At 29.5% G+C, this 15,090-nt stretch carries 9 protein-coding genes; 4 read left to right on the plus strand and 5 right to left on the minus strand.

Going from position 1 to position 15,090, the window contains the following annotated elements:
* Positions 1 to 237: hypothetical protein (locus WC223_12750; protein MFA6925106.1), on the minus strand; the 237-nt coding region annotated here is incomplete at its 3' end.
* Positions 238 to 443: 206 nt separating this feature from the next.
* On the opposite strand from WC223_12750, the gene rlmD reads away from it, so the two are divergent.
* The 4 genes from rlmD to rffA all read left to right on the plus strand — a co-directional run bounded on the left by rlmD (position 444) and on the right by rffA (position 7,104).
* Positions 444 to 1,844 (plus strand): 23S rRNA (uracil(1939)-C(5))-methyltransferase RlmD, encoded by a 1,401-nt coding sequence (rlmD, locus tag WC223_12755; protein ID MFA6925107.1) that lies wholly within the window; start codon positions 444 to 446, stop codon positions 1,842 to 1,844.
* Complete coding sequence (locus WC223_12760) at positions 1,845 to 3,839, plus strand: hypothetical protein (GenBank protein ID MFA6925108.1); 1,995 nt, start codon at positions 1,845 to 1,847, stop codon at positions 3,837 to 3,839.
* Between the two features lie 115 nt (positions 3,840 to 3,954).
* A complete protein-coding gene (locus WC223_12765; GenBank protein MFA6925109.1) occupies positions 3,955 to 5,943 on the plus strand; it encodes a hypothetical protein in 1,989 nt (662 codons plus the stop codon).
* Positions 5,944 to 5,973: 30 nt separating this feature from the next.
* Positions 5,974 to 7,104: a dTDP-4-amino-4,6-dideoxygalactose transaminase gene (gene rffA, locus WC223_12770; GenBank protein MFA6925110.1), complete on the plus strand. Its 1,131-nt coding sequence runs from the start codon at positions 5,974 to 5,976 to the stop codon at positions 7,102 to 7,104.
* 210 nt (positions 7,105 to 7,314) lie between these two features.
* Here the strand turns inward: rffA and WC223_12775 are convergent, their stop codons facing one another.
* The 4 genes from WC223_12775 to WC223_12790 form a co-directional block, all read right to left on the minus strand.
* Entirely contained in the window at positions 7,315 to 9,444 is a 2,130-nt protein-coding gene (locus WC223_12775) for a cation-translocating P-type ATPase (GenBank protein ID MFA6925111.1), read from the minus strand.
* 213 nt (positions 9,445 to 9,657) lie between these two features.
* The gene (locus WC223_12780) at positions 9,658 to 10,404 is read right to left on the minus strand and encodes a LytTR family DNA-binding domain-containing protein (GenBank protein MFA6925112.1); all 747 of its coding nucleotides are present in this window, start codon (positions 10,402 to 10,404) and stop codon (positions 9,658 to 9,660) included.
* A 287-nt stretch (positions 10,405 to 10,691) separates the two neighbouring features.
* The gene (locus WC223_12785) at positions 10,692 to 11,441 is read right to left on the minus strand and encodes a LytTR family DNA-binding domain-containing protein (protein MFA6925113.1); all 750 of its coding nucleotides are present in this window, start codon (positions 11,439 to 11,441) and stop codon (positions 10,692 to 10,694) included.
* Between the two features lie 242 nt (positions 11,442 to 11,683).
* Entirely contained in the window at positions 11,684 to 14,812 is a 3,129-nt protein-coding gene (locus tag WC223_12790; protein ID MFA6925114.1) for a gliding motility-associated C-terminal domain-containing protein, read from the minus strand.
* Positions 14,813 to 15,090: the final 278 nt, after the last annotated feature.

Genomic DNA, 15,090 nt, shown 5'->3' on the forward strand with positions numbered 1-15,090 from the left:
AACAGACGTTTTTAAAACCTGCCTCAAGCTGTCAATTGTTCTTGTTTGTTCTTTTGTGAATGGAACTTTTTCGGTTGCGATAGAAAAAGAAGTATGAAGTATGAGGTATGATGATGTAAGAAGAAATATGGTTGTTGTGAAAATATTTTTTTTCATGAATAAAAATATTAGAATGTAAAAATAGGAAATATATTCGAAATGAAAAGAAGGATGAGGTACGAAGTATGATTTTTTCATATCTCGATTTTTTTAATGACCAATGACTATTGGCTGATTGCATGAGAAAAAACATCGAATGACAAATTTCGAAATTCTTTCTTCTTCCTCGTATTTATCGCATATCAGGATTTCTCATTGTAATTTACAAAATAGCTCTTTGAACTATTTATAAATAATGCAGATTAAAAAAACTTTCATTAATTTTGTGAATAATAAAAGAAAAAATGGATAATAAAATAATTAAAAACATTTCGGTTTCGGATTTTGCAGCAGAAGGAAAATCAATTGCAAGAGTTGACGGGAAAGTGATTTTTATCGATAATGCTGTCCCAGGCGATATAGTTGATTTAATTATTTTTAAAGAAAAGAAAAACTTTTCAGAGGCAAAGGTTGGTAATTTTATAAAATATTCACCCGACAGGGTAGATGCGGTTTGTGAGCATTTTGGAATTTGCGGCGGTTGCAGATGGCAAAATCTGGATTATAAAGCACAACTCATATTTAAACAAAAACAGGTTGAAGATAATTTTCAAAGGATAGCAAAAATGGAAATTCCTGAAGTTTTAACTATAATTCCTTCCGATGAAGTTTATTTTTATCGCAATAAACTTGAGTTTAGTTTTTCAAATTACCGCTTTCTCACAAAAGAAGATGATTTGATTGATAGAGATTCGAAAAACCTCAGTGGACTTGGTTTTCATATAAAAAAACATTTTGACAAAGTACTTGATATTAAAAAATGTTATTTGCAAAAAGAACCATCAAATGACATAAGGCAATTCATAAAAGAGTATGCGCAAAAAAATAATCTTGAGTTTTTTGATATACGAAAAGGCGAGGGATTTTCAAGAACTTTAATTATCCGAACTTCAAACCTTGGCGAAGTAATGGTAATACTGGCTTTTTATTATGAGAACAAAGAAAATATTGAAAAACTTTTGAATAATTTGAATGAAAAATTTCCTGATATAACTTCTTTAAATTATGTTATAAACGGGAAAAAAAACGACACCATATCCGATTTGGAAATAATTGCATATAGGGGAAAGTCATACATAACCGAACAAATGGGAGATTTGAAATTTAAAATAGGTCCAAAATCTTTTTTTCAGACAAATTCTAAACAGGCATTAAAAATGTATGAAAAAGTCAAAGAGTTTGCTGGCATAAAAAATAATGAGGTCGTTTATGATTTATACACAGGAACAGGGACAATTGCTAATTTTATTGCTGCTCAAGCGATTAAAGTTATTGGAATTGAATATTTGGATACTGCTATTGAAGACGCTAAAGAGAATTCAAAAATTAATAAAATTGAAAACACCTATTTTTATAGCGGTGATGTCTTGAAAATCCTGAATGATGAATTTATTATAAATAATGGTGCTCCTGATATAATTATTACAGATCCGCCCAGAGCAGGAATGCATCCAAAAGTGGTAGAACAGATAAAAAAGATTTCATCAAATAAAATAATTTATGTAAGCTGCGATGCAGCTACGCAGGCAAGAGATATTGCTTTGCTTGCAGATTCTTACGAAATCGTTAAAATTCAACCAATAGACATGTTTCCTCATACACACCATATTGAAAATATTGTTTTACTTGAAAAGAAAAATCAGTAAATGGACAGGTCTGAAATATTGTTTTTACTGTTAAAAAATTTTTTCTGCGGAATAATTGCTCTTGTTTTTTTTATGGGAACCGGAAAATTGTTTTTTTCAATTTTTAAAACGGAACTTTATAATAAACAAAAAAAATATTTAAATCTTTTTCTTGAATTAGTTGCCGGTATTACAATTATTGTGGCTTCCTATGCAATGATACGAACCACTTTCAGAACAATAAATATTTTATTTCTGCTTTTATTTATTTTTTTTATTTACAAAAAATTATCGGGCAAACATAAGTTATTTAATAGCAAACTCGTATTCGATTTTCGTGACTTTGTAAAAAACATTTTAACTGTAATCATTCTTTTCTTTCCTGTTTATTTGTATCAGGAATATTTATTTCTTGGACATAATTTGAGTATTCTTCATACACCTTATCCTGAAAGCGACCATTTTTTTTACAGTAATATATCATATTGCATCAGCAAAACGGGAATTGAAAATTGCAACATAGAGTTTAATTTATTATTTCCATCGGTTTTAAATAAAATTGCACCTTATCATTTTTTTGAACTTTGGCTCAATGGAATTCTCTTTAATGTTTTTGGAGTATATTCATATTTATCATTAATATTCATAACTTATCCCATATTGATATTAATTATTTTTATCGGTATAATTTCTTTAATTGAACATATTGGAAAAGTTAATTTTTATAGCATAATATTTTGCTTTGTCTTATTATTAATTGATGGAGTTTATTTTAATTTTTACGAAAAATCGGAAATCCTAAGAAATAATACTTTTTATACAAATATTTCTGCTTTTTCATTACTTGGATACAAATATTGCCCTATTTTTTTATTTGGTATATTATCATTGAATTTATTAATTAGGAAAAATATAACTTTCGGATTGTTTTTATTAACAGCTTGTGCAATTATTTCTATTGGTGTGTTTCCCGGTGTTATTGGTGGATTGATATTGATTTGTATATGGTTGATTTATAAAAAAATAAATGTTAATGAAATAAAAAGCGTACTGATTTTTTTATTTATTTTTTTTATTTCATATATATTAATTTATAAATTATTTGGCGATTCGAATACTCAGAGTTATGTGAGAAAAAACAGTTATGTTTATGCTTTTATTAACAACAAAATTCATTTTATAGATATTAAAAGAATTATTGCTACTATTATCATTCCTATTATACAATTAATTGTTATATGCTTTCCGTTTTTTATTATTCCTTTTATTTATTTTAAAAGATTAAATGTATTTTGCAAAAACAATTTATATAATTATAATATTTTAATATTTGTTTTGTCGTTTTTAGCATCAGGACTTATTGCTGCTGCTTTGAATGATAAAATCATAAATTCAAAAGAGTTTTTCAATAACTTACTTCCTTTGCTTTTAATTATTTTTTATTTTTCCTTATTGATAATCTTTGTGAGTTTTAATAATAATAAAAAATTCAGAATATATTTTTTGATAATTGTCTTTTTATATGCTTTCGTCACTCAATATAATGTTTTTAAACGCTACAAGCAGTTTTGTGCAATAGATAAAAATGATAATTTTATTTCGGTTAGAAATGAAATTTCAAAATTTTCACCCGAAACTAATGTTGCTTCATTTATAGATGAAAATAAATTTAAAAAATGCCATCTTTATCTTGATATTGTTCTTGCACCAACATATATGCTTTTGTTCGGTTTTGAGAGATTGATTAATATTAATGACCCTTATTCTTATATGAAAGAAGGCAAGAGTGTTGATGATTATTATTTCAATACTAAGCCATTTGGTCATTACATTGAAGAATTAAAGAAAAATAAATTATTTGTTTCTATTGAAGAAAGCAGAATAAGATTCATTAATGAATTTAATATAAAATTAATTTTAATGGATTATTCCTGCAAAATATCCGAAGACAAATTAAATATAGAAAAGAAAATTATTGATGAACAGAATAAAAAAATTATATTGATATTAAAGTAAATTCTTGTTTGAAAAATGAAACTGAATTTTTGTAGTACAACTTATTTTATGCTTTTCATGCAAACCGTAATTAATATATAAATTAATGTCAGTAATTTTAAAAAAAAATTAAAAGATGTATAAATCCGAAATATTGTTTTTACTGTTAAAGAATTTTTTCTGCGGAATAATTGCGCTTATTTTATTTATGGGAATCGGAAAATTATTTTTTTCTGTTTTTAGAACAGAAATTTATAATAAACAAAAAAAATATTTGAATCTTTTTCTTGAATTAGTTGTCGGTATTACAATTATTGTTGTTTTTTATGCGATAATAAGAACCTCTTTCAAAACAATAAATGTTCTGTTTTTATTGTTGTTTGTTTTCTTTATTTATAAAAAACTATCTAACAGACATAAGTTATTTAACAATAAAATCACTTTCGATTTCAGGAGCTTTTTAAAAAATATTTTAATTTTAATTATTCTTTTCATACCGGTATATTTGTATCAGGGGTATTTGTTTCTTGGTTATAAGTTGAACATTTACATGCCTAATCCCGACCATTTTTTTAATAGCAACGTAGCATACTGTATTGATAAATCCGGAATAGAAAACCGCAACAGAGTATTGGATTTATTGTTTTCCGCATTTTCGAACAAAATTGTACCATATCACTACTTTGAACTTTGGCTCAATGGAATTCTCTCTAACGTTTTTGGAGTGTATTCGTACTTATCATTAATATTTATGACTTATCCAATATTAATATTAATAATTTTTATCGGTATAATTTCTTTAATTGAACATATTGGAAAAGTTAATTTTTATGGCATAATATTTTGCTTTATTTTATTACTAATTGATGGAGTTTATTTTAATTTTTACGAGAAATCATCAATTTTAAAATATAATACTTTTTACACAAATATTTCTGTTTTTTCATTATTTGGATGCAAATACTGCCCTATTTACATATTTGGTTTGTTATCATTGAATTTATTAATCCGCAATAATATAACTTTCGGTTTGTGTTTTTTAACAGCATGCGCTATTACTTCAATAGGAGTATTTCCCGGTATTTTGGGAGGACTTATTTTGATTTGCCTCTGGCTTATTTATAAAAAAATAAAAGCTAATGAAATAAAAAGCATACTAATTTATTTGTTTGTTTTTACTGTTTTCAGCATTTTATTTTATAAATTATTTGGAGACCCAAATACTCAGAATTATGTTAGAAAAGGCAGTTATGTTTATACTTTTTTTTATGGCAAAATTTATTTTATAGATTTTAAAAGAATTATTGGTTCTATTATTATTCCAGTTATACAATTAATTGTTATATGTTTTCCATTTTTTGTAATTCCACTTGTTTATTTTAAAAGGATAAAAGCATTTTGCAAAAGTAATTCGTACAATTATAATATTTTAATATTTGCTTTGTCTGTTATAGCAACAGGACTGCTTACGGCTTCTCTGAATGACAAAATTATAGATTCAAAGCAAATTTTTCAGGACTTATTACCCTTGCTTTTAATTATTTTTTATTTTTCTTTATTGATAATTTTCGTGAGTTTTAATAATAATAAAAAGTCTAAAATATATTTTTTATTGGTTATTTTTTTGTATGCTTTTTATACACAATACACTGCTATTAAACGCTACAGATGGTGTTATGCAATAGATAAAAGCAATAACTTCAATTTGGTTCGAAAGGAAATTTCGAAATTTCCAACTGAAACAAATATTGCTTCATTTATTGACGAAAACAGATTTAAAGAATATTATCTTTATATGTTGGATTATACAATTGCACCTAAATATATGATTTTATTCGGTTTTGAACGATTAATTAATATTAATAATCCGTATTCTTGTAAGAAAGTAAACGACAATATTGATAATTATTATTTTAATGTTCACCCATTCGGGCACTATGTTGATGAACTCAAAAAAAATAATTTGTTCGTTTCTATCGAAGAAAGCAGAATAAGATTCATTAAGGAATTTAATATAAAATTAATTTTAATGGATTATTCCTGCAAAATACCCGAAGACAAATTAAATATTGAAAAGAAAATTGTTGATGAACAAAATAAAAAAATTATTTGGATACTTAAATAGTGGCTGCAAGAAAACTAAACCTGAAAGTAAATGATACCATTTAATAAACCCTGTTATTTGGGAAACGAAATCGAATATTTAAAAAAAGTGTTGCAGAGTAATAAACTATCCGGTGATGGTGAATTCACGATGTTTTGTAACAAATGGTTTGAAGAAAAAACAAAATGCAAAAAAGCATTTTTAACAACTTCATGCACTCATGCTCTTGAAATGTCTGCAATTCTTACCGAAATTAAAGAAGGTGATGAAGTAATTATGTCGTCTTTTACTTTTGTTTCAACTGCAAATGCTTTTGTGCTCAGAGGAGCAAAAATTGTATTTGTTGATATTAATCCCGATACAATGAACTTAAATGAAGATTTAATTAAATCTGCAATCACGCCAAAAACAAAAGTAATAGTTGTGATGCATTATGCAGGAATTGCCTGTGAAATGGATACAATTTTATCAATAGCCGGAAAATATAATTTGATTGTTGTGGAAGATGCAGCACACTCACTTATGGCGAAGTATAAAGATAAATTTCTTGGAACAATAGGTGATATTGGTGCCTTTAGCTTTCATGAAACAAAAAACCTGACATGCGGTGAAGGTGGAGCTATAATAATTAATGATGAAAAATACTTTGAACGGTCGGAAATTATAAGAGAAAAAGGTACAAATCGTTCGAGGTTTTACAGAGGCGAAATAGATAAATATACATGGATTGATATTGGCTCATCATATTTACCGGGTGAGTTCAATGCTGCATATTTGTTTGCACAACTTGAAAATGCTCATGAAATCACAAACAACAGAATGAAAAGCTGGAATTATTATTATGAAAATTTAAAACAAATTGCCGATAATAAAATTATTGAAGTTCCGATTATTCCCGAAAATTGCATTCACAACGCACATATTTTTTATATTAAAACGAAAAATATTAATGAAAGAAAATGCCTCATGGATTTTCTTAAAACAAAAAACATTATTTCTGTTTATCATTATATTCCTTTGCATAGTTCCAAAGCTGGTGCCATATACGGCAGGTTTAACGGAGAGGATGTTTATACAACCAAAGAAAGTGAAAGATTATTAAGGTTACCTTTATTTTATGGAATAACTTCCGATGAAATATCATATATATGCGAAAATATTATTGATTTTTATAAAAGATAATTCTAATTAAAAAGTTCAAAGTTTAAAGTCTAATGTTTAAAGTTATGCGAAATTTTGCTTTCTGCGATTATTTGGTACCTCTGCGAGACAAAAAATATTTCTCGTAAAGACGCAGAGGCGCAAAGAAAAGAAATCATAAAAAATAAATTTTAATATTAACACGGAATCTCTGAGAAAAATTTTAAAATTAATTTTGAACAAAAATACAAATCAATTGTCAATTTTTCTGCTTTTTAACCGCAGGGAATTAAGAACAACAAATACATCGGAAAATGCCATTGCTCCTGCTGCAAGCATCGGATTCAGGAAGCCGGCAGCAGCAATGGGAATTGCAATAGTGTTGTAAAAGAAAGCCCAGAATAAATTCTGCTTTATTGTTTCCATTGTATTTTTACTTATCGCCAATGTTTTTAAAAGCAAACTTAAATCACCGTTTAAAAGAATGATTTGTGCCGACTGAATTGCAACTTGTGTGGCATTGCTTAATGAAACTCCCACAGTTGCTTTTGCAAGGGCAGGTGCATCATTTATCCCGTCGCCAACCATTGCAACTTTGTTTTCTTTCGACAATTCTTCTATTATTTTGTATTTCTCGGTAATAAGTTTTTCATAATAAACTTTTTCAATTCCAACTTTAGCTGCAAGTTCAAAACATTTTTCTTTTTTATCACCGCTTAGCAAAATAGGTTCAATGCCTTTTGCTCTCAGTATTTCTATGGTTCGTTTTGCTTCCGGTTTTATTTCGTCTTCTATGTCAATGGTTGCAATTATTTTGTTGTTTTCGATTAAATATACATTATGTGAAAAGTCGGTTGTTAAATCCTTCACCATTTGATATGAGCCAATTTGGTATTTTTTTCCGTCAGCACTTTCGGCAGATAAACCGATTCCTTTTATTTCATTAACTTTTTCAAAACAAAGTGGTTCTGTATTTTTTAATTCAATCGTAATGGATTTTGCTATTGGATGTGTAGAATATTTTTCCATACCGGCTATTATTGATTTTACCGTTTCTTCCGGTTTACCATAACATTCTATTTTTTTTATTTTAAAATTGCCTGTTGTTAATGTTCCTGTTTTATCAAAAACAATTTTTCTGATATTAGCAAAATTCTGCATTACGCTTCCGCCCTTTATTAAAATTCCGTTTTTCGCAACCCTGCCCACACCGACAATTACTGCAGTTGGTATTGCCAGTCCTAATGCGCATGGGCAGGCAATTACAAGTACAGCAATACTTCGCAGCAACGATTCCTGAAATCCGACGGCATTAATAAATAAATGAACTATGAAAGTTATCACCGAAATGCCAATTACAACAGGAATAAATACTGAACTTATCTTATCGGCAAGATTTTGCATTGCAGGTTTGTCGTGCTGGGCATTTTTTACAAGCTTGATGATTTGTGAAAGCACGGTTTGATTTCCTATAGCTGTTGCGATTATTTTTATGTTGCCCGAATTTAAAATTGTTCCGCCAATTACATTATCATTATTTTTTTTAAATACAGGTGTGCTCTCTCCTGTGAGCATTGACTCATCAATATATCCATCACCCCAATATATTGAGCCATCAACAGGAATTTTATCACCTGTATTTATTAAGAGCAAATCTGATTTGCGTATTTTTGTCGCATCAATTTCTTCAATACTTTCATTTCTATTGTCACCGGAAATTATGATTTTTTTTGCTGTTATTTGCTGAAGATTTACAAGTTCATTTATTGATGATGTTGTTTTTTTTACTGATTCATATTCAAGTAAATTTCCTAGAAGAATTAATGTTATTATGCTTGCCGATGTTTCGAAAAACAAATAGTTTTCACCAAGATTTAGAATTAATCCTGTTAAACTATAAATAAATGCTGCTCCCGAACCAAGAATTATCAGCACATCCATATTCGGAATTCCTGTTTTAATTGAGCTGTAAGCACTTTTGCCAAAATGCTCAGCTCCAACAATAAAAACAGGTAATGTTAAAAATAAATGTGTATACGGATTGTGAAAAAAATGAAAAGGAAGAAACATTGAGAGCAATAAAGGAAAAGTAAATATTAAACAGAAATAAAATTTCTTTTTTATATCAAACCATGAATGTTTAGCTGACTCAATGTTTTCAGGAGTTGATATAACTTTGTAACCAAGGGAATTTATTTTATTAACTGCAAGTTCAACTTTTTCATTTGTTTCGGAATAGAAAGTAACATCGCCTGAAGCAAAGTTTACATCAACATCAGCAAAACCTATATTTTCAAGTTGTTTTTTTATTCCTAATGCGCAGTTGTGGCAGTGCATACCTTCAACAACAATCTCAACAAATATTTTTCCGGCTGGTTTCATTGAATAATGAAAAGACAAAAGTACAAATTAAAAAGCTTTACTAATAGAAACCCTTTATAATACTTTTTAAATAATTCAGTACAGATTCCTCGTCCGCCAACCGACGGATGAGGAATCTCTGTGAAATTTCACATAAAATCTTTATTAAATATCTGCCATGCTCCCCAACTTTTTTGCTTGATCCTTTTTCATCTATTGAGAACTGACATTAAATTATATTTTCCTTAAAATTTCAAGTAACTCTTCTCTTCTTCGCGAAACATTTATACTGGACCCATCTTTCATTTGCAACAGTTCGAATTTATTATCAAAACTCTGAATGTAATTAATGTTAACCAAATGCGATTGATGCACCTTAAAGAAACCATAACAAGATAATAGTTCTTCGTATTCTTTTAATGTTCTATGAACTATAAGTTTTAATCCGTTTTTAATTATAAATAAAGTGTAATTATCTAAGGATTCACAACGGTTTATATCGCTTACATCTACTATATTCATACTATCTGTTGTGCTTAGTACAATTTTTTTATTTAAAAGTGAAGTTGCATTGAAATTATCTATAAGTGTTTTTATTTTCATTTGATATTCTCCGGATTTAATCACCTCGCTTGCTTTTGCAATAGCAGCAAATAACTCTTCATTAACAATAGGTTTTACGATAAAATCCAATGCACTGAATTTAATTGCCTGCACAGCGTGTTCTTCGTGCGCTGTAATAAAAATTACTTTAAAATCAACATTCTTTATTTTTTTAATAATATCAAATCCGTCGCCATCGGGCAGATTAATATCAAGAAAAACCAAATCGGGTTTGTGTTTCAAAATCTTTTCAATGCCCGATTTAACATCTGTTGCTTCATCGACAATTGAAACAATTGAACTGCAATGTTGTTTTAAAATATTTCTGAGCAGTTCTTTCGACTTTGGTTCATCATCTACGATAATTGTTTTTAACATAAAAATTAATTGTAGGATTTGATTCTCTAATCCGATTAATTCATAAAATTTGGGTTAAAGCTCACCTTAGTCCAACCTGTGAAAAATACAGGTTAAAGTTACTCTTTTTTTTTAAATTCATAGTCATTTATTATGAATTCTATTTTTGTGGAGTTTGTTGATTTAATGTTTTGGTAGCAAAAAATAATAGTCACCAATCCAGATTGCTGTAGGGACGGTATCATTAGCACCTTAAAAAAGAAAATAAGAGAATAATATGTAGCATTTTTATTTTGACAAAACAATTTCTACATTTTATTTAATATTTCAATCAAATCATCTTTTTTTCTGCCGGAAGTTTGAACATTGGAACCATCTTTCATTTGAACTGATTCTCTTTTTTTGTCATAACTTTTCACAAAATCAATATTTATCAAATGCGACTGATGTATTCGCAGAAAACCGAAAGATGAAAGCAATTCCTCATATTCTTTTAATGTTGTAGATGTTAAAATATTTAAACCATCGCTTAAATAAAACATTGTATAATTATTTTTCGATTCGCAACGAATTATTTCATTTACGCTAATAATATTAATCTTATTTGATGATTTTAAAACTATTTTTTTATTTTGACGCGAAACACCATTTGTATTATTAATCAAGGTTTCAATTTTTAATCTGTATTCATCGGAAAGGAATGATTCGTTGGCTTTTTCAACCGCTGCAATGAGCTCTTTGTAATCAACCGGCTTTACAATAAAATCCAACGCACTGAATTTAATTGCCTGTATTGCATATTTTTCATAAGCAGTTATGAAAATTATTTTGAAATTAATGTTTTGAATGGTATTTAAAATATCGAAGCTTGTGCCATCAGGCAGATTAACATCAAGCAAAACTAAATCGGGTTTGTGTTTCAAAATTTTTTCGATACCCGATTTAACATTTTTTGCTTCATCAGCAATTGTAACAATAGAACTGCAATACTGATTAAGAATGTTTCTTATAAGTTCCCTTGATTTTGATTCGTCTTCTACTATTATTGTTTTTAACATGTTATTTAAATATTTTTTGTGTTTTTTTATATCTGTTGCAAACTTAAATCAATTTTATTAATTTACAAATACGAAAATCAAGAGGATCAAAAAGTCAGTGTGCTTTGATTTCCAGAAACTTTTTGCCCCAACCCTAAAGGGATAAGTTTCTGAAAATCAGGATTCCCTTTAGAGTTAGGGTAAATACTGATTTTCATAGAACTCACTTTTGAGCCCTAAAATTGAAAGTTGTGTTATTGAATTTATCTTATCACACTTACCTTACCTATAAATTCATGTTTAGAACTGCTGTCCCTTTCTTTTACTACAACTCTGTAAACATAAACACCTGTCTGCACTATTTCACCTGTATTAAAATACCTTCCATTCCACGAGCCATTTAAATCAGTGGTTTTATATATTTCTTCACCCCATCGGTTGAAAATTATCATAGTAAAACCGGTCGGGTCAATGCGGTACCCTTTAGGAATGAAACCTTCATTAAGCATATCTGAGTTCGGACTGAATGCGTTCGGTATGTATATATTAAAAATATCTTTAACAACAATTGGTTTGCATATTAAGTTCCAACAGTTTTCAGAATCGGTAACTTTTAGACAAACAGTGTAAGTTCCTGCAGATTTGAATGTGTATTTTGGCAGTCGTATGTCGGCGGTAGAATTGTCGTTGCCGAAATTCCAGTGCCATTGAACAATGGGCTGTCCACCAGAGGTTGACATATCATTAAAAAATGCAGTGGTATTTTCAAGAATATCAAGTACAGAAGGAGTGTATGTGAAATCGGCTTGTGGACCTGGTTTTTCCAGTACCGTTGCTGTTGCCGAAATTTCACATGTTCCATAATATACAGTTCCAACATATGATCCTTGTGTAAGATTAGTTATTGTTTGTGTTGCTCCTCCCTTATCCCAGAGATAAGTGTATAAAGAAGGATTACCACCAGAAGCATTTAAAGTAGTTGTTCCGTCCATTTGTCCGCAATGTTCAGGAGTGGAAGAAGTCGAAACTGATAAAAGATTATTTTCAAGTACTGTTACACTTGCAACTGCCGAACAGCCATTGCTGTCAATAACAGTTACGGTATATTGTCCCGAATTAATACCCGAAATAGTTTGTGTATATTGTGGAGGTATTGTACTCCATGTATAAGTATATTGAGGAGTACCTGAAAATACATTAACATCTGCAGTTCCATCAGGGAAACAACTTGCAGAGGTCTGATTTGTTGATAATATTATAGGTGGATTATCTCCAATTACAATAGATGCTGTTGCTGTACACCCTATTGAATCTGTTACAGTAACACTATATGTTTTTGATAAAACATTGTTTATGATATTTGTTGTAAATGCTCCGGGATTCCATAAATAAGTATATGGTTCACCCGTAGTGAAAGGAATACCTCCGTTGCCGGTAACTTGTGCCGAAGCATTAGGCAAGCCACATGTAGCATCCGTTTTTATAATATTTGCAGACATTTGGGGTGATACTACGACTGTAGCTTGTGCAATATTTGTGCATCCATTAATATCCGTACCTGTTACAAAATATGTTATAGTTGCTGTTGGACTGACATTGTATGGATTATCAGTTGATCCCGTATTCCATATATATGTTGTTCCTCCGTTTGCATTTATATTTGCTGTTGTGCCATAGCATATTGTATTTCCTGTTGTTGTTATATTTGGTATTTGATATACTGTTACTACTGCCTGTCCTGTTCCTGAACATCCTTGTGCATTTATTCCTGTTACAGAATATGTAGTAGTTGTGGTTGGGGTTACTGTAATATCCGATGTCGTTCCTCCTGTATTCCATGTGTATTGCGTTCCGTTAAATGCGGAAACTATTGTTGTATTTCCGTTGCAAATTGCAGGGGTTGTTGTATTTATTGAAATTGTTGAATTTATCGTTACTGTTGCCTCTGCTGTATTGGTACATCCGTTTGCATTTATACCTGTTACAGTATATGTAGTATTTGATGTGGGAGAAACAGTAATTGAATTTCCATTTTGCCCTGTACTCCAATCATAATTAACTCCTCCGCTGGCTGTTAATGTTATTACTTGCCCGCTGCATGTTGCTGGATTATTTACATAAATATTTGGCTGAATTACTACAATTTCTTTGCAAATACTGGCTTGGGTTGATAAACATTCATCAACATCTAATTCTATTGTATATGTCCCCGCTTTATTATATGAAAATGGAGGGGGAGTTTGAAGGTTTGAAGAAGGGATGGATGAATTATTGCAAGTCGGAGCATTCAAAATGAAACGTACGATATTATTTCCATAATAATTGGAATGAAAAGCATACAACGAATCACCATATCTTAAAAAGTTGGATAAGCTATGAGGGCGGTCAAGGGCATAAGTGCCCGAAACAACACTGATTGTAGGAAAACCACCCAATCCGCTTGAAAAATTGAGCAATAGAATATTATTTGAACTGTAATTTGAAATAAATCCGTAAGTGTGATCGCAGTCTTTTATCATTCTTAACCCCAACTCATTATTTATCAAACCTCCAATATTACCCAAATTAACCCCTGTTGGTGCATTGGAATATGAATTTCCGAAATTTAATCTTGAAATACTGCTGGTAGGGCTATTTGTAATAAATAAGTATTTTATATTATTCTCTGTTATAGCTTGTACTTCGCTTGGGTTCAAATTTCCTATATTTCCCAAATCAACAGCAGTCGGCGTATTCATAATACTGTTCCCCCAACTTATCCTTACAATTGAATTTAAATTTGTAACAAACCCATACCAGCTATTATTTTCTTTTATCAACTGTATTCCATGAGGTCGTTGCCCCCATGTTATTCCCAAAGAACCAAGATTTGTTGCAGTTGGAATATTATTAATTGAATTTCCAAAATTTAATCTAACGATACTATAATTACTCGAATTGTTAGCATTAGTCAATATAGCGTACCAGTTGCCATTTTCTTTTATTATCTGCATTCCATCAACAAGATTTCCAAGTATTCCGCCGAAAGTTCCCAAATCAGTTACAGAAATCGGATTATTTTTCGGACTGTTTCCGAAATTTATTTTAATAATTGAGCTGGTACCCTGATTCGGAATAAATATATAATAATTGCTATTATCAATAACAAAACATACATCATTGGGATAATCTAGATAATTTTGAGGATTGCCCAAATTTGCCTGTTCTTTTAATATCGGATTAATACTTGCCTTGCAAAAATTCCATTTATAAGTTGTTGCTCCTGTGGTGTTATTAACTATATTAATGGGTTCGTTAACACAAACAGTATCGGGTATAGCAAAATCGGGAATTATTTGAGCATTCGATTTAAATGAAATCAATATAATAAGTAATAAACAAATATTTTTCATAATAAGTTATTATAAAAATTTTTATAGAGTTCCTTAATTACTATTATATTGTTTGCTTAATATGAATTTGCCGTGAAGTATAGCAAAACTCTCATTACAAATAAAACAAAATAATATATTAATCCCTCAAGCAACGAACAGAGAATCCATATGTTTTACTGTAATTGCCCCTGTATACAGTGTCATTTCCTAAAATCGGTTGACTAAAAATTAACCAATAAAACGGAAACAATGACAAAACTCAAGACTCAACCCTGTCGAAAAAAAGACTACGAAAA

Source organism: Bacteroidales bacterium, assembly GCA_041671145.1.
Taxonomy (GTDB): Bacteria; Bacteroidota; Bacteroidia; order Bacteroidales; family JAHJDW01; genus JAQUPB01.